The sequence below is a fragment of the Spongiactinospora gelatinilytica genome (assembly GCF_003236385.1).
GTDB lineage: Bacteria > Actinomycetota > Actinomycetes > Streptosporangiales > Streptosporangiaceae > Spongiactinospora > Spongiactinospora gelatinilytica.
The window spans coordinates 1-19770 of the sequence record NZ_POUA01000111.1; the positions used below are offsets into that span (position 1 = coordinate 1).

Genomic DNA, 19770 nt, shown 5'->3' on the forward strand with positions numbered 1-19770 from the left:
GGCGGACATGGCGATGGCGAAGTCGGGGTCGGTGCGATGGAACCAGCGCTCGATCTCCTGTAGCACCCGCTGCTCGTATCTGGACAATCCCATGCCGATCACCTGCCAGTGCCGGCCGGTCCGGCTGCGGCCATCCGCCGTCCGCATGACCGGCGGACGCGCCCGGCGACGGCGCCGGCCGTTCATGACGATTTCGCTTGTGTTCGCGTATGCGGGACTCAATCACTTCGCTACCCGCGCGCGGTGACGGCGAATCGTGCCCGGGCCGCCACCGGGCCGAACTCAGGAACCGGCGCCCCTGGCCATGACCGATTTACCGCAGATCCTCCGCCATCTCCGGTAAATTCCCGGGAAAGGCGGCCAAATTCCTGGGAAGCACGACGACAGGAATGCCCAACGAGAGCGTCCAGAACCGGAAAGCCGCAGCTTCAGTCGCCTGGTGCAGTGCTCTGGAAGTGCTGGGCCTCGGCGGCGGTGTCGCGCTCGGCCGCCGCCATGAACCGCGCGAGCGTGCGCAGCTCCTCTTCGGTGTAGCCGGCCAGCTCCGCATGGGTGCGGGCGACCAGCCCGGCGTAGGCGGTCGCGGCGCGGTCCCGGCCCTCCTGGGTGGGCTCGATGAGCACCCGCCTGCGATCGGCGGGGTCGGGCACCCGGCGGACGCACCCGGCGGCCACCAGCCGGTCGATCATGCGCGAGGCCGACCCGGTGGTGAGGTTGACCCGCTTGGCCAGCGCGCCGGGGGTGGCCGGGCCGTACCGGTCGAGCACGTGCAGGCACAGCACGTCGGTGTCGGTGACCCCCAGCCGGCCGGCGACGGCGCTGTTGAGCCGCACGACCGCGATGGCCCAGCCCGGGATGGAACGCGTGACCAGCTCGCCGAGCAGGGCCGCCCGGTCCTCGTTCGTCGCCGCCACGGTGCCGCCCCTCCCGTCGATCGCTGCGTCGCGCAGCGAAATATCCGATATAGTCACTGCATGACGCAGTAACTGTGTCGCGCAGCTAATGTTACCGCACCGATGCGAGGAGCGCACTCCAAGCATGACCACCACGACCGGCACCACCACGTCCCCGCCCGTATTGTCCGGGCGCGCGGCGGGCCTCGTGCTCGCCGCCGTTCTTCTCGCGTCCTTCATGGAACTCCTGGACGCCACCATCGTCAGCGTCGCGGCCCCCGCCATCGCCGCCGACCTGCGCGCCGGAGAGGCCGCGCTGCAATGGACGGTCGCCGGATACCCGCTCGCCATCGGCGCGGGCCTGATCACCGGCGGCCGGATCGGCGACCAGTTCGGCCGGCGCCGGGTCTTCCTGCTCGGGCTGGCCGCGTTCGCGCTGGCGTCGGCGGGCTGCGGGCTGGCCGCGTCCCCCGGCCTGCTGATCGGCATGCGGATCGCCCAGGGGCTGGCGGGCGGCCTGATGATCCCGCAGGTGTTCGGCGTCATCCGGGCCTCCTTCGCGCCCGCCGCGCGGGCGCGGGCGCTCGGGGCCTACGGGGCCGTGCTGGGCCTGGCGTCGGTGGCCGGGCCGCTGCTCGGCGGCGTCCTGGTCGAGGCCGACCTGTTCGGCCTCGGCTGGCGGGCGATCTTCTGGGTCAACCTGCCGGTCGCGGTCCTCGCGCTGGCCGTCGGCGGCCGGTTCATGCCCGAGTCCCGCGTGCCGGACGGCTCGCGGCTGGACCTGCCCGGCGCGGCGCTCGCCGCGCTCGCCGCCGTACTGCTGCTCCTGCCCTTGGTCCAGGGCCGTGAGTGGGGCTGGCCCTGGTGGGGCTTCGCCGTCCTGGCCTGCGCGCTCCCGGTCGGCGCGATCTTCCTTGGCGTGGAACGGCGGCGCGCCGCGCGCGGCGGGCAGCCGATCTTCGACCCGGCGCTGCTGCGCGTCCGCTCCTTCAGCGCGGGACTCGCGGTCTGCCTGCTGTTCTTCGGCGCGCTCGGGTCCTTCTTCCTGCTGCTGTCCCTCTACCTCCAGGCAGGCACCGGGCGCGGCGCGCTGGAGACCGGCCTGGTGATCCTGCCGTACGCGATCGGGTCGATCCTCACCTCGGGCGTGGGCGCGGCCCTCGCCGGCCGCGCGGGCCGCGCCCTGCCGGCCTCCGGGGCGCTGGTCCTGGCCGCGTCCCAGGTCGTCCTGCTGGTGATGGTCCGCGGCGGCGAGCCGTCCTCGTGGGCCCTCGCCGTACCGCTGTTCCTGGGCGGCGCGGGACTCGGGCTCACCGCACCCTCCCTGATCAACGTCGTGCTCGCCGGAGTGCCCGGCAGGGACGCCGGAGTGGCGGGAGGCGTGCTCAACACCGTCACCCAGCTCGGCGGCGCGCTCGGCGTCGCCGTGCTCGGCTCGGTGTTCTTCGCCCGCCTGGACGCCGCGCCCTCCGGCCCGGCGGCCTACGCCGACGCCCTGGCCACGATCCTGCCCTGGCAGATCGCCTGCTACCTCGCCGCCGCCGCCCTGATGTCCCTGCTGCCCCGACCGGAAAAGCAGACACCGCGCGGGTGAGCGCGCGTCACGGCTCCTGGACGGGTGGCAGCCCGTTCACCGTGTCGGCGTACTCGGCGACCAGGCGGCGGACGATCTCGGCGGCGGGCAGGATGGAGTCGATCAGGCCCGCCGACTGGCCCACCTCCACCTTGCCCGCGGCCACGTCGCCTTCCAGGGCGGCGGCGCGCAGGCTGGTGGAGGCGAAGTGCGCGCGGCGTTTGTCCACGTCGGCGCCGCCGTGTTCGAGTTCGGCCATCCGGGCGGCGAAGTCGTTGGCCAGCACCCGGATCACGCCGAGGTCGCGCCCCACGGTCAGGGTGTCGCCGACCCCCGCGGACACCACCGCGGCCTTGTAGGCCGGGTGCAGGCTGGACTCCGTGCTGGCCAGGAAGCGGGTGCCGAACTGCGCGGCGCCCGCCCCGAGCGCCAGCGCGGCGGCGAGGCCCGCGCCGTCGGCGAGCCCGCCGGAGGCGATGATGGGCGTGCCGGGCGCGAACCTGGCCACGGCCCTGACCATGACCAGCGTGGAGACCAGCGCGGCCGGCGGGTGGCCGCCGGCCTCGCCGCCGACGACGATGAGCCCGTCCACGCCCGCGTCCAGTGCCTTGCGCGCGTGCTCCTCGCCCGCGACGACGTGCAGGCACAGCGTGCCGAGGTCCTTGAACCTGCTCAGGTACCGGCGCGGGCCGCCCTGGGAGGCGATCAGCACCGGGATGTCCATCTGGGCGAGGAGGTCCATGACCTCCTCGGCTCCGCGCCGGTACAGCGGGAGGTTCACCGCGAACGGCCGGTCGGTGCCCTCGCGTACCTGCTCGATCGTGCGGGCGAGGTCGGGCAGGCGCATCGGCCCGGCGGCGATCACGCCGAGGCCGCCCGCGTTGGAGACCGCGATCGGGAGTTCGGCGCACGAGGACGCCCACGACATGCCCGCCTGCACGATCGGCAGGTCGATGCCGAGCAGCCGGGTGACGGGGGTCTCGATCCGGCTCACCGCTCCTCACCGGCGAGCAACCGCTCCGCGTACGCAGCGAGATGCCGCTTTTGCACCTTGGAGCTGGCGGTCATGCCGATATGTTCGAAGCCGGAGATCACCCGCAGGTGCCGGGGGACCTTGAAGCCGGCCAGCCGTTCGCGCAGCCAGTCCAGGATCTCCTCGGGCTCGGCCCGGCAGTCGTCCTTCAGCACCACGAACGCGAACGGGACCTCCATCAGCCGTGGGTCGGGCACGCCGACGACCGCCGCCAGCCGGACCTTCGGGTGGTGGTGCAGCACGTCCTCGACCTCGGCCGGGGCCACGTTCTCGCCGCCCACCCTGATCAGGTCCTTGGCCCGGCCGACGAACTCCAGCCGGCCGTCCGGGCCGAGCGTGCCGAGGTCGCCGGTGGACAGCCAGCCGTCCGCCGACAGCGCCGCCCGGGTCTCGTCGGGCATCTCGTAGTAGCCGCGCATCACGTTCCAGCCGCGTACCAGGATCTCGCCGGGCCGGCCGGGCGGGCAGTCCTCGCCGCTCTCCAGGTCCCTGATCCGTACCTCGACGCCCGGCTCCGGGAGCATCCGGCCGGAGACCCGCACATCCTCGGGCTCCCACCAGGCCGACTGCGCGACGTTGGGGGACGCCTCGGACAGGCCGTAGCCGACCACGCACTCCCTCGCCCCGAGTTCGGCCACGATCCGGCGTACCACGGTGGGGGAGGCGGCGGCCCAGGCGCCGCGCAGCGAGAGCCTGCGGCGCGGCCGGTCGGGATGGTTGAGCAGCATCAGCGCGATGGTGTCGTTGCCGGCGAAGTGCGTGCAACGCTCCGCCTCCATGATCCGCAGCGCCTCGCCGGCCTCGAAGCGGTCCATCGTGACCAGCGTGGTCACGTGCTGGACGCTGGCCAGCACCGAAAGCGTGCTGCCCGCCGCGTGGAAGAACGGCCGGGCGCTGTGGAATCTGTCGCCGGGCCGCAGGCCGAGCCGCGTGCCGGAGAAGTACGCGTCCGCGCACATGTTGCGGTGGGTCAGCAGGACGCCCTTGGGGTAGGACGTGGTGCCCGAGGTGTACTGGATGAGCAGCACGTCGTCCGGCTCGGAGGCGGGCGGTACCGGGCCGCTCGCACCGCCCAGGAAGTCGGCCCAGCGGGTCGCCGCGGCCGGTACGTCGGCGCCGATCACGACGACCGAGCGCAGGTCGGGAAGTGCGAGGTCGGGGAGCGCGGAGTCCACGCCGGGACAGATCTCGCGCAGCATCCCGATGAAGTCGATCTTGAGGAACCGGTCGGCGACGAAGAGCATGCGGGCCCGCGACTGCCGCAGCACGTAGGCCGTCTCGTCGGCGCGCAGCCGGGTGTTGACCGGGACGGTGACCGCGCCCAGCGAGCCGATCGCGATGAACAGCGCCACCCAGCGCGGGCCGTTGCCGAGGCAGACGGCGATGTGGTCGCCCCGGCCCACCCCGGCGGCGGCGAGCGCGGCCCGGATGGCGGCCACCTCTTCGGCCAGCTCACCGTAGGTGATCCGCTCTCGCGGCGTCACGACGGCCTCCACCTCGCCCCCGGTCACGACGGCCCGGCGCAGCGCGGCGTCGGCGGTGAGCGGGCAGGCCGCGGCCAGGTCGGCGGCGGAGAGTACGCCGCTCACCCGTCCGGCGGCGGACTGCGTCATGGTCACTGGTCTCCTCCTCGGGCGCCGTCCAGGGAAGGCGTGGAAGGTCCCTTTTGTCCGGAATATAGCTGGTCGTTCGCGGGCCTTGCCGGAAGCCCCTGACCATTGCGAACGTCGGGCGGGCGGCGGTCGAGATTCGTCCCGCCATCGGCCAGGCAGCGCTCGATCGCGGCCATCTCGATCCGGATGCCGTTGCCGAGGTCGGTCTCCGAGCCGAGGTCCACGGCCTGCTTGGTCAGGCCGATCGACAGCGGGGGCGCGCTCGCGATCGTCTCGGCCGTCCGCGCGCCCTCGGCGAGCAGGTCATCGGCCGGTACGACCCGCGCGACCAGGCCCACCGCGGCGGCCTCGCGCACGTCCATGACGCGCGCGGTGAACAGCAGCTCCTTGGCCCGGCCGCGGCCGATCACCCGCTGCAATCGCTGGGTGGCCCCCACCGTGCCGCGGTGCGGCTCGGGAAACCTGAACGTCGTGTCGTCCCCGGCGATGATGAAGTCGCAGCTCATCGCGATCTCCCCGCCCGAGCCCACGACGGGCCCCCGGACCAGGGCCACCACCGGCTTGGCGCACCGCTCGATGGTCTCGTAGGCGGCGAAGGAGGCCAGCCGCCTGCGGCGCACCCATGCGGCGTCGTGGCCGTGGCGCTCCTTGAGGTCGGCCCCGGCGCAGAAGGCCGGGCCGTTCGCGCTCAGCAGCACCACCCGCACGTCCCCGTCGGAGTCCAGGTCCTCGAAGACCTCGCGGAGCCGGTGGCACATCGCCAGGTTCAGCGCGTTGCGCGCGGCCGGGCGGTTCAGCACGACGTGCGCCACGCTCCCGTCATGGCGCACGAGCACCGGTCCGTCCGTGATGTCGGCCACTAGATCGTTCCTTCCTCGCGCAGCCGGGCTATCTCCGCCGGATCCAGTCCGAGCGTCTCGCTGAGCACCGCCTCGGTGTCCGCGCCCAGCAGCGGCGGGGCGGCCAGCGGCGGCCGGTCCAGGCCGTCGATGCGTATCGGGGTGCGCAGGGCCGGGAACGTGCCCTCCACGGGGTGCTCGAAGTGGCCGACCATCTCGCGGGCGTCGATGTGCGGGTCCGACAGCGCCTCGCGTACCGAGTTGACCTCGCCCACCGGCACGTCGGCGGCGCGCAGCGCGTCGGCCAGCTCATCGCGCGAGCGGCCGGCGATCGCCGCCCCGAGGGCGGCCATCACCCTGGCCCGCTGGGCCACCCGGCCCGAGTTGGCGGCCAGGCCGGGATCGGCGGCGAGCTCGGGCAGGCCGAGCACGTCGCACAGCGCCTTCCAGTGCTGGTCGCTGCCGCTGATGTGCAGCCACCTGCCGTCCGCGCACTCGAACGCCGCCGACGGCACCCGCCCCGGGTGCTCGGTGCCGGTCCGCGCCGGGTCTTCGTCCAGTGCGAACAGCCGGGCGGCGGCCAGCGCGAGCAGGCTCACCTGCACATCCATCATAGCGAGGTCCACATGCGCGCCCCGGCCGGTGCGGCCCCGCCCGACCAGGCCGGTCAGCGCGGCGACCGCGATCCACAGCGCGGAGGTCATGTCGGAGACCGGGATACCGGCCTTGGCGGGCGGGGTGCCGGGGTGCCCGGTGAGCGACATGATCCCGGACAGCGCCTGGAAGATGGTGTCGTACCCCTTGCGGTGCGCGTACGGACCGTCCTGGCCGAAGCCGGTGTTGGAGATGTAGACCAGGCCGGGGTTGATCGCCGAAAGGTCGCGGTATCCGAGCCCGAGCTTGTCCATCACGCCGGGCAGGAAGTTCTCCACCACGATGTCGGCGCGCTTGGCGAGCCCGCGGGCGATCTCCTGGCCGCGCGGGCTTTTCAGGTTGAGCGTCACCGAGCGCTTGCCCCGGTTGAAGGCGAAGAAGTACGCGCTCTCGCCGCCGGGCAGCCGCGGCTCGAAGTACCGTGACTCGTCGCCGCCGTCGGCCCGCTCGATCTTGACCACCTCGGCGCCCAGCTCGGACAGGATCTGGGTGGCCATCGGCCCGGCCAGCACCCGCGAGAAGTCCAGCACGGTGATCCCGCTCAACGGACTCATCCGCCCGCCCCCGCGAATCCGCGCATGATCGCGTTGATGTCGCCGCCGGTCCGCATCGCCTGGTCGTACGGCAGGTCGGCGACCCGGTAGAAGAGGTCCTTGGTGGCGGACATGGCCAGCGGGTTCACCTCGGCCCAGCGGGAGGCGATCTCCAGGGCCGTGTCGAACGCCCGGTCCACCGGCGTCACCCGGTTGGCCAGGCCGTTCTCGGCCAGTTCCGCGGCGGTCAGCCGTCGTCCGGTACTGATCAGCTCGAAGGCGAGCTTGCGGCCGAGCTGGCGTTGCAGCCCGGTCATCACGATCGCGGGCACCAGCGAGTGCCGCAGCTCCGGATAGCCGAACGTCGCGTCTTCGGCGGCGACCATCATGTCGCAGCCGATGGCCAGGCCCGCGCCGCCGCCCAGGGCGTGGCCCTGTACGACGGACACGATGGGCTTGCGCATCCGTTGCAGCATGGCCTGGGTCTTGGTGGTCAGCTCCGCGCGCCGGATCACCGCCTGGTTGTCGGCGGGGGTGAGCCCGGCGAACTCGGAGGTGTCGGCCCCGGCGCAGAACGACCGGCCCTGCCCGGCGAGCACCACCGCGCGGACGTCGTCGTCCTCGTCGGCCCGCCGCAGCTCGTCGTGCAGCGCCTGGGTGAGCGCGGTGTTCAGCGCGTTCAGCTTGGCCGGCCGATTCATGCGCAGCACCTGTACGGCGCCGTGCCGCTCACTGATCAGCACTTCGGCGTCGTCGTTAGGCATCCTGGGGTACCTCTCCGTGGGTCAGGCCGAAACCGGCGCGGGCCACCATGCTGTGCAATGTCCGTCCGAGCGCCTGCTCACACCGGCGCGAGGCGGCCATCAGCAGGCCGAGGTCGAGCCCGGTGGACACCCCCTCCGACTCCAGCAGGTTCACCAGGTCCTCGGTGCAGACGTTGCCGGTGATGCCGCCCCCGTACTGGATCTGGGCCGGATGCCCGCCGACGCCGCCGATCGCGGTGTCGAAGTCGCGGCAACCCGCCTCCAGCGCGGCGACGCAGTTGGCGATCCCGGTGCCCCGGGTGTTGTGGAAGTGGGCCACCACCGGGAGCCCCGGATGCGCCGCGAGGGTGCGGCGGAAGGCCGCGGACACCGTCTTGGGCGTGGCCAGGCCGGTCGTGTCGCCGAGTGTCACCAGATCGACGCCCAGCTCGGCGAACCTGGCGACGTCCTCGGCGACGACCGCGGGATCGACCGCGCCCTCGAAGGGGCAGCCGAAGGCCACGGAGATCACGCCGACCAGCCGGAACCGGCCGGTGGCCAGCCGTGCCATCTCGGCGACCTTGTCCCACTGCCGCTCCCGGGTGGTGCCGAGGTTGCGTTCGGTGTGCGACTCGGTGGCCGAGACCAGCAGGCTCAGCTCGGTCGCGCCGTGCCCGGCGTCCAGGTCGGCCAGGGCGCGCTGCACGGCGCGGGGGTTGGGACAGGTCGCCTTGTAGGCCACGCCGTCCGCGTGGGTCAGCCCGGCGAGTACCGCGCTCGCGTCGCGGAAGGCGGGAACCCGTTCTGGATGGCTGTAACTGGTCGCCTCGATCCTGGTGAAGCCGGCCTCGCGGAACGCGTCGATCAGCTCGATCTTGACGTCGGTGGGAACGAACGCCTCCTCGTGCTGGAGTCCGTCTCGGGCGAAGCACTCACAGATCGTGACGCGGTCGCCGTGCACGTCCGCCTCCTCGGGGTTGGCACCGCATGGGTCGTAGCAGCAGATATATAGCTTGGTGTTGTCATCGTCAACACCGAGACCCGTGGCGGAGGAGGCGGCCGGTGGGCGGAGATCAGTGTTCGGAGCGTTCGAGGACCTTTGCCAAAGTGGCCAGTTTGCTCAGTGCCGAGTCGAGAACTTCCTGCTCAAGGGGGGTTAGGCAGACGAGGAAGGCGTCGTTGCGCTCGTTCGCCGCCCGAATCAGGCCGCGGTAGAGCACCCGCCCGCTACGGGTCAGTGAGAGCTGCGTCGTACGGCCGGGCCCCGGCTCCCGCTCGATCAGCCCCCGGTCGGTGAGCTTGCCGGTCACCCGGCTCATCTGAGCCTTGTCCAGCCCGGCCAGCCGGGCCAGCCGGTTGACGGTCAGCGGCTCGTCGGCGCCGAGCAGCGCGATGGTGCGCCACTCGTGCAGCGTCACGTCGAATTCCCGCCGGTAGCGCAGGGCGGCGCTGCGTGAGAGGGCATTGGCCACGCGGTGCAGCCGGTAGGAGAGCAACTCCCTTATCGGCAGCATCGGGCGCTCTTCGGCGGCCTCGGCCGCGGTGGTGGGCGAGCGCGTGGGGTGGGCGTTCATGCACTCCACTGTAAGCCGGGCGACGCCGCCAGACCGCCGATTGGGTGTTGACAAAAACAACAGGGGGTGCCAACACTGCTGCATGCACCGACGGACACCGGCGAAACCCGAGCAAGGAGGCGGCGCTCATGGCCGTTGACCCAGCCGAAACTTCCGCCACCCTGCTGATCGACGGTGAATGGCGCTCCGGCGCCTCCGTCTTCGAGGTGGTGGATCCCGCGACGCTGGAAGTCATCGCGAAAGTGGCCGACGGCGGCCCCGACGACGCGCTCGCGGCGCTCTCCGCGGCCGTCACCGCGTTCCGGACCTGGCGCGAAGTGCCCAGCGAGGAGCGGGCGGCCACGCTGCGCAGGGCCGCCGACCGCATCAGGGCCGAGGCCGACCGGCTCGCCGCCGTGCTCACGGCGGAGAACGGCAAGCCGCTCGGCGAGTCCCGCGGCGAGATCCTGGGCACCGCCCGGATGCTGGAGTGGGCCGCGGAGGAGGGCCGCCGGGCGTACGGCAGGGTGACCCCGCCGAACGCCGCGGGCCCCGGCCTCGTGATGCGCGAGCCGGTGGGCCCGACGCTGGCGATCAGCCCCTGGAACTTCCCGGCCAGCATGCTGGTCCGCAAGCTGTCCCTGGCGCTGGCCGCGGGCTGCACCGTGATCGCCAAGCCGGCCGAGCAGACCCCGCTGATCGCGACCGAGCTGATCCGCATCATCGCCGACGCGGGCCTGCCCCCGGGCGCGCTCCAGTCGATCACCACGAGCCGTCCCGCCGAGGTGGCCGGGGCGCTGCTCGCCGACCCCAGGCTGCGCAAGGTGACCTTCACCGGATCCACCGAAGTCGGGCTCAGCCTGATCAGGTCGACCGACAAGCACCTGCGCCGCACCTCACTGGAACTGGGCGGGCACTCGCCCGCCATCGTGTTCGACGACGCCGACCTGGCCGCGGCCGCCGCCGGGGTCGTCGCCACCAAGTTCGCCAACGCGGGGCAGAGCTGCATCTCGATCAACCGGCTGTTCGTGCAGCGGACCGCGCTGGAGGAGTTCCTGCCCCTCGTCCTGGAACGGGTGGCCGAGCTGCGCGTGGGCCACGGCACCACCACGGGCACCACGGTCGGGCCGCTCATCGACTTCGCCGGCCTGGACAAGGTCGAGCGGCACGTGGCCGACGCCAGAAAGCGCGGCGCGACGGTGCTCACCGGCGGACGCCGCTGGGAGCCCGGTGACGCCAAGCTGGCCGGCGCCTTCTACGAGCCGACCGTGCTGACCGGCCTGGACGACAGCATGCTGATCAGCAGCGAGGAGACGTTCGGCCCGGTACTGCCCATCTACGCCTTCGACGACGAGGACGAGGTCGTCGAGCGCGCCAACGCCACCGACTACGGCCTGGCCGCCTACGTCTACTCCAACCGGATGGACCGCGTGCTGCGCACCGCCGACCGGCTGAGCTTCGGCCTGATCGGCGTCAACGACCCCTTCCCGGTACGGCCTGAGCTGCCCTTCGGCGGCATCAGGAACAGCGGGCAGGAGCGCGAGGGCGGCAGCGAGGGGATCGACGCCTACCTGGAGACCAAGTCCGTGTCGGTGAAGCTGTGAACAAGACCGGTGATGCCCTGAAGGAGGAGGTCGTGCCGACCCTCGCGGAGCTGGACACGCTCAGCATCATCCACCCGCACACCGTGATCGGCGCTCCCGCCGAGCCGATGATCCTGGACCGCGGCCAAGGCGCGCTGGTGTGGGACGTCGAGGGCCGTGAGTACATCGACGGCACCTGCGGCCTGTGGCAGTGCCCGGTCGGGCACGGCCGGCCCGAGCTGGCCGCGGCCGCCTCGGCGCAGATCGGCCGCCTGGAGTTCTACTCCTCCTTCGGCGACTACTCCAACGAGCCGTCGATCCGGCTGGCCGACCGGTTGCTGAACCTGGCTCCGGCCGGCCTCGAGCGGGTCTTCTTCACCAACGGCGGCTCGGAGGGCAACGAGACCGCGATCAAGCTCGCCCGGCTGGCCCACCGCAACAACGGCGAGCCGGAGCGCAACATCGTCCTGGCCCGCGTCGGCGGCTACCACGGCATGGGCAGCGGCTCGCTCGCCGCGACCGGCATCGACCGGCTGCGGGAGGGCTTCGGGCCGCTGATGCCCGGCATCGAGTTCCTGGGCAAGCCGCACGGCGTGGTCCACGGCCCCGGCGCCACCGACGTGCTGATCGCCGAGCTGGAGGAGCGGATCGCGCGGATCGGCCCCGAGCGGATCGCCGCGTTCATCGGCGAGCCGGTGCTCGGCGTCGGCGGCATGGTGCCGCCGCCCGCCGACTACTGGCCCAGGGTGCAGGAGATACTGCGCAGGCACGGCATCCTGCTCATCCTCGATGAGATCGTCACCGCGTTCGGCCGGACCGGGCACTGGTTCGCCGCCGAACACTTCGGCGTCGAACCGGACATGATCGTCGTGGCCAAGGGCCTGTCCAGCGGATACATTCCGATGGGGGCGGTCCTTATCGGTCACCGGGTGCTCGACCTGGCTGACGGGGCGTCATTCCTACACGGATTCACCTACAACGGGCATCCTGTAGGGGCGGCGGTCTCGCTGGCCAACCTCGACATCATCGAACGCGAGGGCCTGCTGGACCGCGCCAAACTGCTGGGAGACCGGCTGCTCACCGCGCTCAAGCCGCTGGAGGAGCTGGATCACGTCCTTGAGGTGCGCGGCGTCGGGCTGATGCTCGGGGTGGAGTTCGCGTCCGGCGACGCCGCCGCGGTACAGAGCGGGGCACGGGCGGAGGGTGTCATCGTCCGCGCCTCGGGAACCAACATCGTCCTTTCTCCTCCGCTGGTCATCAGCGAGGAGCAGCTCGACACGCTGGCCCGGGTTCTGATTCGTCAGGTCAGGGCAGCGGGCTAGATCCGGCCGGAAGCCGCCGGGGGCAGCGCCGAGCCGCAATCGACAGAAAGTTCCAGCAACACCGGAGGAAAGTCGTGCGTCGGAACATAGGCACCAAGGCCAGGGCCTTGGTCGGCGTGGGCCTCGCCGTGACCTTGGCCGCGGGATGCAGTATCGGCGGCTCGCCCGGCGGCGACGCGGGCGACAAGGCGCTCACGTTCGTGTCCACGGGGAACCCGTTCCAGGGTTACCAGAAGACCGCGTGGCAGGACCCGTTCACCAAGGAGACCGGGATCAAGGTCCGCAACGACGGCCCGGTGGACGAGGCCAAGCTGCGCAGCATGGTCGACGCGGGCAAGGTCACCTGGGACCTCGTGGACACCAGCGCCGCCGCCGCCTCTCAATACTGTGGCACCTACCTGGAGAAACTTGACTTCTCCGTGGTGGACAAGTCGGCGTTCCCGCCGGACACGGTAGGAGAGTGCGGGGTGCCCGCCTACTTCTACAGCCTCATGTTCATGTACGACACCAAGAAGTACGCCTCCGATCCGCCGACCGCCCTGGCCGACTTCTTCGACGTGAAGAAGTATCCGGGGCGGCGGATCGTGCCCCCGGAGGTCGCCGTCGGCATCCTGGAGGCCGCGCTGCTCGCCGACGGCGTGGCCCCCGACAAGCTCTACCCGCTCGACGTGGAGCGGGCGCTGAAGAAGATGGAGCCGATCAAGGCGGTCACCACGTTCGCCAAGACCTATGGCCAGATGCAGCAGATGCTGGTGGACCGGCAGGTGGACATGGGCCTGGTGCTGACCGCCCGCGCCTACCAGTCGCTCAAGGCGGGCGCGCCCTTCAAGACCGTGTGGGATAAGACCCTCGTCAACTGGGACGACCTGGTGATCCCCAAGGGCGCGCCGAACAAGGAGGCCGCGATGAAGCTGATCGCCTTCGCGGCCAAGGACGGCCCGACCGGGCACTTCGCCGAGCTGGCGTCCGTGCAGCCGGTGAGGGACACGATCAAACCGAAGTACGACGACATCCAGCAGCAGATCAATCCCTTCACCGAGGACCGCAAGGCCGGTGTGGTGCGGATGAGCGACGACTGGTGGGGCAAGAACTTCGACAAGGTCACCCAGCGCTACACGGCGTGGCTGGCCGGCTGAGGACCCTTCGATGACCACGGCCACGATCAAGGCGCCGCCCGGGGTGAGCCCCGCGCGCGGCGCCGGAAGGGCGCGGCGGCGCGCGGCGGGCTGGCTGATCCTGCCCGCGGCGGCCCTGCTGCTGGTGTTCTTCGTCTACCCGATCGCCACGATCGTCTGGCAGAGCTTCACCGATCCGGCCCCCGGCCTCGGCAACTACGTCGCCCTGCTGCACGACGGCATCTCGGTGACGGTGATCGTGCGGACGCTCGTCACCGCACTCATCGTGGCCGGCTCCACGCTCATCGTCGCCTACCCCTACGCGTACGCGATGACCAAGGTCGGCCCGCGGGCGCGCGGAGTGATGACCGTGCTGGTGCTGCTGCCCTTCTGGACGTCGCTGATGGCCAGGAACTTCGCCTGGTACATGCTGGAGCGGCGGGACGGGCTGATCGACCGGATGCTCGGCCTGATCGGCCTGGACGGCGTGGTGCTGCTCGGCACGGTCGCCGGGGTGACGGTGGCCATGGTGCAGGTGATGCTGCCGTTCATGGTGTTGCCGCTCTACAGCGCCATGAAGCAGATCGATCCCCGGCTGCTGGACGCGGCCACCAGCCTTGGCGCCCCGCGTCGGCGCGCGTTCGCCAAGGTCTACCTGCCGCTCTCGGTGCCGGGGATGCTGTCCGGCTTCTCGCTGGTCTTCATCATGACGCTGGGCTTCTACATCACCCCGGCGCTGCTCGGCTCGCCACAGCAGTCCCTGGTGCCCCAGGTGATCGGGCAGAAGGTGAGCGCGCTGCTGGACTTCGGCGGGGCGGGCGCGCTCGGCGCGGTGCTGCTGATGATCACGCTGCTGGTGCTCTTCGTGGTGTCGCGGTTCACCCGGCCGTTCACCGCGCTCAGTGGGACGGTGGGCAATGAGTGATGCGGTCAAGCCGGCCGTCGGCCGTGACCACGCCCTGGGCTGGGGCCTGAAGTCGGTCGTCGCCCTGGTCGGGCTGCTGCTGGCCGCCCCGACCGTGGTCGTGGTGCCGATGAGCTTCTCCGGCGCCGACACCTTCGAGTTCCCGCCGAAGAACTGGTCGGTGCGCTGGTACGAGGCGTTCTTCAACTCCGAGCGGTGGATGTTCTCGCTGCTCACCTCGGTGCAGATCGCGTTCCTGGTGGCGCTGACGGCCACCGTTCTCGGCGTCGGCGTGGCCTTCGGCCTGGACCGGGCGCGGTTCAAGGGCCGCAACGCGATCAGGTCGCTGATGATGGCGCCGATGATCATGCCGGGGATCGTGGTGGCGGTGGCGATCTACGGCGTGTTCCTGCGCTGGCAGCTCAACGGCACCGCGACCGGCTTCGTGGCCGCGCACACCGTGCTGGCGCTGCCGTTCGTGGTGACCGTGGTGTCCACCAGCCTGGCCGGGTACGACCGGACGATGGACGTGGCCGCCGCCACGCTCGGCGCGACCGCCCTGACCACGTTCTTCCGCGTCACGGTGCCGCTGCTCGCGCCCGGCGTGCTGTCCGGCTTCGTGTTCGCCTTCGTGACCTCGCTGGACGAGGTGGTCATCGCGCTGTTCCTGCAGACGCCGGACATCCAGACGCTTCCGGTGCAGATGTACAACTCCATCACTCTGGAAATCGACCCCACGATCGCCGCGGCGTCCAGTCTGATGGTGGCCGCCACCACCATCGTCCTGCTGGTTCCGCTGCTCGTACGCCGCAAGCGGAGCACATCATGAGCCCAAGTCCAAGCGACGGCAGCCACGGCATCCGGATCTCGCGGGTGTCCAAGGTCTATCCCGGGACCGCGCGGCCCGCCGTGGACGACGTCTCGCTCGACATCGCCCCCGGCGAGTTCATGACCCTGCTCGGGCCCTCCGGCTCGGGCAAGACCACCATGCTGTCGATGCTCGCCGGTTTCGTCGGCGTGTCGGCCGGCTCCATCGAGATCGACGGCCGGGACGTCTCCCGGCTCAAGCCGCACCGGCGCAACCTCGGCGTGGTCTTCCAGCAGTACGCGCTGTTCCCGCACATGAGCGTGGCCAAGAACGTGGCCTTCCCGCTCCAGCAGCGCCGGATGCCCAAGGCCGACATCGAGACCAAGGTCGCCGAGGCGCTGAAGCTGGTCCACCTGGAGCCGTACGCCGACCGGCTGCCCACCCAGCTCTCCGGCGGCCAGCAGCAGCGCGTCGCGCTGGCCCGCGCGGTGGTCTACCAGCCGCGCGCGCTGCTGATGGACGAACCGCTCGGCGCGCTGGACCGGCGGCTGCGCGACCAGTTGCAGCGCGAGATCGCCCGCATGCACCGGGAACTCGGCATGACGTTCATCTTCGTCACCCACGACCAGCACGAGGCGCTGACCCTGTCCGACCGGATCGCGGTCTTCAACGAGGGCCGGATCGAGCAGGTCGGCACCCCCGCCGACCTGTACGAACGGCCCGAGACGCTGTTCGTCGCGCAGTTCCTCGGCGAGTCCACCTGCTTCCGGGGGACCGTGGACCGGCAGGCCGGGGTGCTGCGCTGTGAACGGTTCTCGGTGCGGGTCCCGGAGGCCCCCGAGACCGGCAGCGGCGTGGTCATCGTGCGTCCCGAGCGCCTTGAGCTGTGCGCGGACGAGACCGAGGTCCCCGAGAGCCACAACCGGGTCGCGGCCACGGTGACCGACGTCGTGTACGTCGGCACCCACCACCAGGTGGGCCTGCGGTTCGCCGACGGCACCACCGGCATGGCGATGCGCCTGGTCGGGCCGCCGCTGCCGGCCGCGCCCGGGGACGACGTCACCGTGGCGTGGGACCCGGCGCACCAGGCCGTCGTGGCCGACCCCGCCGGAGCCGCCGTGTCCGTGCCCGAAGTCCGGTCCGCCACACCAGTCCTGCCGTGAACCAGCCCGGGGAGGGGAGCCACCGCGTGGCCGCCAAGACCGACCACACCGACGAGCGCTTCGAGCGGATCACCGCGGGCGTGCCGGACCTGCCGGAGCCGCGGATCCGCGAGATCCTGCGCGACCGCTTCGGCCTGCGCGCCGCCGCGCTGCGGCCGCTCGCCGGGGAGACCGACCGCAACCTGTACGTGCGCGACGAGGACGGCGCGGAGTTCGTCTTCAAGCTGACCGGCCGCGCCGACCTGCCCGCCGTGGAGTTCCAGTCGGCGCTGCTGCGCCACCTCGCCGCCCACGACCCGTTCCTGGCCGTGCCGAGGGTCGTGCCCGGCGTGGACGGCGAGCCGGTCGCGATCGTCGAGGACGGCGGGCGCGAGCTGGTCGCCCGGGTGCTGACCTGGGTGTCCGGCCGCCCGCTGGCCGAGGCGGGCCGCCGTTCCGCCGAGCTGATGGCCGACGTCGGCGCGGTGACCGGCCGGCTGACCGCGGCCACGGCCGCCTTCGAGCACCCCGACCCGCCCGCGCCGCACTACTGGGAGTTCGGCCACATGGGGGCCGCCCTGGCGGGCGCGCTGCCGTACGTCGCGGACGGGGAGCTGCGCGCGGCGCTGGAACGAGTGCGCGACGCGCACGCGCCGGTGCTGGCCGAGCGGTTCGACGACCTGCCGGTCGCGGTCGTCCACCACGACCTGAACGCCTTCAACGTGCTGGTCACCCGTACCGGGCAGCGCACCCGCGTGTCCGGCCTGATCGACTTCGGCGACGCGCTGCCCACCGCGCGGATCGCCGACCTGGCCGTCCTCGCCGCGAGCGTGATGCGCGGCCAGCCCGACCCGCTCGGCGTCGCACGCGCGCTCACCGCCGCCTACCACACCGCCTGCCCGCTCACCGAGGCCGAGGCCGAAGCCCTGTTCCCGCTGATCGCGCTGCGCGCGGCCACGGTCGCCGGGACCGCCGCCCGGCTGAACGCCGAACAGCGGCACGGCGACCCCCGGCATCGTTCCGCCGCGGCGGCGGACCTGGTCCGCGCGCTGGCCGCGACCTCGCCCGAACTTGGCGTGGCCACCATGCGCCAGGCGTGCGGCCTGGCCGCGCACCCGGCCGCCGAGGCGGTGACGGCGTGGCTGGCCGGCCGCGCCGGGCCGCCCGCCAAGCTGCTGGAGGGGGCGCTGACGGCGGTCGATCTCAGCGCGACCGGAGACGCCTACGACGGCGCGGACCCGCGCGAGCCCGCCGAACTGCGCGCCGCGGCCCGCACCGCCATCGAGGCCGTGCCGCACGGTGTGCCGGTCGGCCGGTACGGCGAGCCGCGCTTCCTGGACCCGGAAGACCCCGGCGAGACGCTCGGCGTGGAACTGTTCGCCGCGCCCGGCACCCCCGTGTCCGCCCCGCTGGCCGGCCGGTTCGAGCACGTCGCGGGCGAGCCCGCGCTGCGCCACGAGCCCGCCCCCGACGTGCGCTTCTGGACCCTGTACGGCGGGCTGGCCCCCGCCCTCGCCGACGGCGAGGAGGTCCCGGCGGGCGGCCGGATCGGCGAGGTCGCGCCCGGGGCCGATGACGACGGCCTGCCGGCGCGGGTGCGCCTGCGGGTCGCCGCCGTCCCGCTCACCGCCCCCGCCCCGCACCGGACCGGCCACACCGAGGCCGGCGTGTGGCGCGCGCTGCTGCCCGACCCGACGCCGCTGCTGGCCGGCTGCGTGGCCGGGCGCGCGGTCACGGCCTGGACCCCGGTGATCGACACCGCCCTGCGCGGGCGCAAGGCACACCTGCCCGAGACCCACCCGACGTACTTCGAGCAGCCGATCAACATGGTCCGCGCCAGGGACTGCCGGTTCTACGACGAGCACGGCCGGGCCTACCTGGACGCCTTGAACAACGTCACCCTCGTCGGCCACTGCCATCCCCGGCTGGTGGCCGCGGCCACCCGCCAGCTCGGCCGGCTCAACACCAACAGCAGGTTCGTCTACGACCTGCTCAGCGAGTACGCCGAACGGCTGACCGCCACCCTCCCCGACGGGCTCGACGTCGTCTACTTCGTCAACTCCGGCAGCGAGGCCAACGACCTCGCGCTGCGGATCTCCCGCTACCTCACCAAGCGGGACGACGTGGTGATCATCGACGACGCCTACCACGGCTACACCACGGTGGTCGCCGACGTGAGCCCGTCGCGCTACCGGCACTACGGCAAGCCCGACACCACGCACCCGACGCCGGTGCCCGACCGCTACCGCGGCGCGTACGGCTACGACGACCCGCAGGCCGGGGCGAAGTACGCCGCGCACGTCATCGAGACCTTCGACAGGCTGGCCGCCGAGGGCCGCGCGCCCGCCGCGTACCTGTTCGAGGCGCTGCTCGCGGGCGGCGGTCAGGTCGTGCTCCCGCCCGGCTACCTCGCGCCGATCTTCGCCGCCGCGGCCGAGCGCGGGATCGTGACCATCGCCGACGAGGTGCAGGTGGGGTTCGGCCGGCTCGGCGAGGCGTTCTGGGGCTTCCAGACGCAGGGCCCCGACGTCGTGCCGGACATGGTGACGATGGGCAAGTCGATGGGCAACGGGTTCCCGGTGGCCGCGCTGGTCACCACCCGCGAGATCTCCCGGGCCTTCGATCCGACCGGGCGGTTCTTCTCGACCTACGGCGGCAACCCGGTGGCCTGCGCGGTCGGGCTGGAACTGCTCGGCATCATGGAGGAGGAGGACCTCCAGCGCAACGCCCTGACCACCGGCGGGTACCTGCTGGAGCGGCTCGGCGGCCTGGCCGGCAGGCACGAGCTGATCGGCGACGTGCGCGGGCAGGGCTTCTACAGCGGCGTCGAGTTCGTCCGCGACCGCCGGACCAAGGAGCCCGCGTCCGAGGAGACCCTGATGATCTGCGAGCGGCTCAAGGACGAGGGGGTGCTGGTGTATCCCACCGGCCCGCACTGGAACATCCTCAAACTCAAGCCGCCGCTGTCCTTCACCCCGGCGATGGCCGACGAGTTCGCCGCGGCGCTGGACCGCGTGCTGGAAGCGGGCTGGTGAGCATGACTGCGCAAGCGGATCTCGTACTGCACGGCGGCACCGTGCTCACCGTCGACGACGCCTTCAGCACCGCCGACGCGATCGCCCTGGCCGGAGACCGGATCGTCGCGGTCGGCGGGGACGAGGAGTGCCGCGCGCTGGCCGGTCCGGGCGCGCGGGTGGTCGATCTGGGCGGGCGCACGGTACTGCCCGGCATCAACGACGCCCACCTGCACCTGGCCATGTTCGGCCTGTCCGGGCCGCCTTATTCGGTGGAGATGGGGGCGTTCCGGACGCTGGCCGAGCTGCGCGACGCGCTCGCCGCGGGCCCGCCCGGACCGGCCAGCGCGCGGCACTCCTCGTCCCCGCCGACCGCGACGATCCGGTCTCCGGCCAGGGCGATCGCGTCGGCGGTGCTGAAGGCGTCGTCGACGGTGAGCACGGTGCC

At 72.2% G+C, this 19770-nt stretch carries 17 protein-coding genes and 1 pseudogene; 9 read left to right on the plus strand and 9 right to left on the minus strand.

Annotation, left to right across the window (positions count from 1 at the left end):
- Both C1I98_RS45645 and C1I98_RS16005 read right to left on the minus strand, forming a co-directional pair.
- Window positions 1-186, minus strand: a 186-nt coding sequence (locus C1I98_RS45645; protein WP_146607466.1) for a DUF3040 domain-containing protein, incomplete at its 3' end; no start/stop codon positions are given.
- A gap of 242 nt (window positions 187-428) precedes the next feature.
- On the minus strand, window positions 429-914 hold the full coding sequence (locus tag C1I98_RS16005; RefSeq protein WP_233507905.1) for a MarR family winged helix-turn-helix transcriptional regulator: 486 nt from the start codon (window positions 912-914) through the stop codon (window positions 429-431).
- 124 nt (window positions 915-1038) lie between these two features.
- On the opposite strand from C1I98_RS16005, the gene C1I98_RS16010 reads away from it, so the two are divergent.
- Entirely contained in the window at window positions 1039-2487 is a 1449-nt protein-coding gene (locus tag C1I98_RS16010) for an MFS transporter (RefSeq protein ID WP_111168252.1), read from the plus strand.
- A gap of 7 nt (window positions 2488-2494) precedes the next feature.
- Here the strand turns inward: C1I98_RS16010 and C1I98_RS16015 are convergent, their stop codons facing one another.
- The 7 genes from C1I98_RS16015 to C1I98_RS16045 form a co-directional block, all read right to left on the minus strand.
- Window positions 2495-3460: an NAD(P)H-dependent flavin oxidoreductase gene (locus C1I98_RS16015; protein WP_111168253.1), complete on the minus strand. Its 966-nt coding sequence runs from the start codon at window positions 3458-3460 to the stop codon at window positions 2495-2497.
- Window positions 3457-5112 carry an AMP-binding protein gene (locus C1I98_RS16020; RefSeq protein WP_111168254.1) on the minus strand — a complete coding sequence of 552 codons (1656 nt, stop codon included), beginning with the start codon at window positions 5110-5112 and terminating at the stop codon, window positions 3457-3459. The genes C1I98_RS16015 and C1I98_RS16020 overlap by 4 nt, the downstream gene beginning before the upstream one ends.
- Before the next feature lie 2 nt (window positions 5113-5114).
- Window positions 5115-5972, minus strand: a complete 858-nt coding sequence (locus tag C1I98_RS16025) for an enoyl-CoA hydratase/isomerase family protein (protein WP_233507906.1) — start codon at window positions 5970-5972, stop codon at window positions 5115-5117.
- The gene (locus C1I98_RS16030) at window positions 5972-7159 is read right to left on the minus strand and encodes a CaiB/BaiF CoA transferase family protein (RefSeq protein WP_111168255.1); all 1188 of its coding nucleotides are present in this window, start codon (window positions 7157-7159) and stop codon (window positions 5972-5974) included. Before C1I98_RS16030 ends, C1I98_RS16025 begins: the two co-directional genes overlap by 1 nt.
- On the minus strand, window positions 7156-7902 hold the full coding sequence (locus tag C1I98_RS16035; protein ID WP_111168256.1) for an enoyl-CoA hydratase/isomerase family protein: 747 nt from the start codon (window positions 7900-7902) through the stop codon (window positions 7156-7158). The genes C1I98_RS16030 and C1I98_RS16035 overlap by 4 nt, the downstream gene beginning before the upstream one ends.
- A complete protein-coding gene (locus tag C1I98_RS16040; protein ID WP_111168257.1) occupies window positions 7895-8842 on the minus strand; it encodes a hydroxymethylglutaryl-CoA lyase in 948 nt (315 codons plus the stop codon). The genes C1I98_RS16035 and C1I98_RS16040 overlap by 8 nt, the downstream gene beginning before the upstream one ends.
- Window positions 8843-8954: 112 nt before the next feature.
- Entirely contained in the window at window positions 8955-9455 is a 501-nt protein-coding gene (locus tag C1I98_RS16045) for a MarR family winged helix-turn-helix transcriptional regulator (RefSeq protein WP_199536982.1), read from the minus strand.
- 128 nt (window positions 9456-9583) lie between these two features.
- Between C1I98_RS16045 and C1I98_RS16050 the strand changes: the two genes are divergently transcribed.
- The 8 genes and pseudogenes from C1I98_RS16050 to C1I98_RS41445 form a co-directional block, all read left to right on the plus strand.
- Window positions 9584-11038, plus strand: coding sequence for an NAD-dependent succinate-semialdehyde dehydrogenase (locus C1I98_RS16050; protein ID WP_111168258.1), 1455 nt, complete (start codon window positions 9584-9586; stop codon window positions 11036-11038).
- A 32-nt stretch (window positions 11039-11070) separates the two neighbouring features.
- A complete protein-coding gene (locus tag C1I98_RS16055; RefSeq protein WP_233507907.1) occupies window positions 11071-12339 on the plus strand; it encodes an aminotransferase family protein in 1269 nt (422 codons plus the stop codon).
- 74 nt (window positions 12340-12413) lie between these two features.
- Window positions 12414-13475, plus strand: a complete 1062-nt coding sequence (locus C1I98_RS16060) for a polyamine ABC transporter substrate-binding protein (RefSeq protein WP_199536983.1) — start codon at window positions 12414-12416, stop codon at window positions 13473-13475.
- Between the two features lie 10 nt (window positions 13476-13485).
- Window positions 13486-14379 carry an ABC transporter permease gene (locus C1I98_RS16065; RefSeq protein ID WP_111168260.1) on the plus strand — a complete coding sequence of 298 codons (894 nt, stop codon included), beginning with the start codon at window positions 13486-13488 and terminating at the stop codon, window positions 14377-14379.
- Window positions 14372-15187 carry an ABC transporter permease gene (locus tag C1I98_RS16070; protein ID WP_111168261.1) on the plus strand — a complete coding sequence of 272 codons (816 nt, stop codon included), beginning with the start codon at window positions 14372-14374 and terminating at the stop codon, window positions 15185-15187. Before C1I98_RS16065 ends, C1I98_RS16070 begins: the two co-directional genes overlap by 8 nt.
- Window positions 15184-16329 (plus strand): ABC transporter ATP-binding protein, encoded by a 1146-nt coding sequence (locus C1I98_RS16075; RefSeq protein WP_111168262.1) that lies wholly within the window; start codon window positions 15184-15186, stop codon window positions 16327-16329. Before C1I98_RS16070 ends, C1I98_RS16075 begins: the two co-directional genes overlap by 4 nt.
- 26 nt (window positions 16330-16355) lie before the next feature.
- Window positions 16356-19343, plus strand: coding sequence for an aminotransferase class III-fold pyridoxal phosphate-dependent enzyme (locus C1I98_RS16080; RefSeq protein WP_158558060.1), 2988 nt, complete (start codon window positions 16356-16358; stop codon window positions 19341-19343).
- A 2-nt stretch (window positions 19344-19345) separates the two neighbouring features.
- Window positions 19346-19770: pseudogene (locus C1I98_RS41445) on the plus strand (hypothetical protein); the annotation flags it as partial.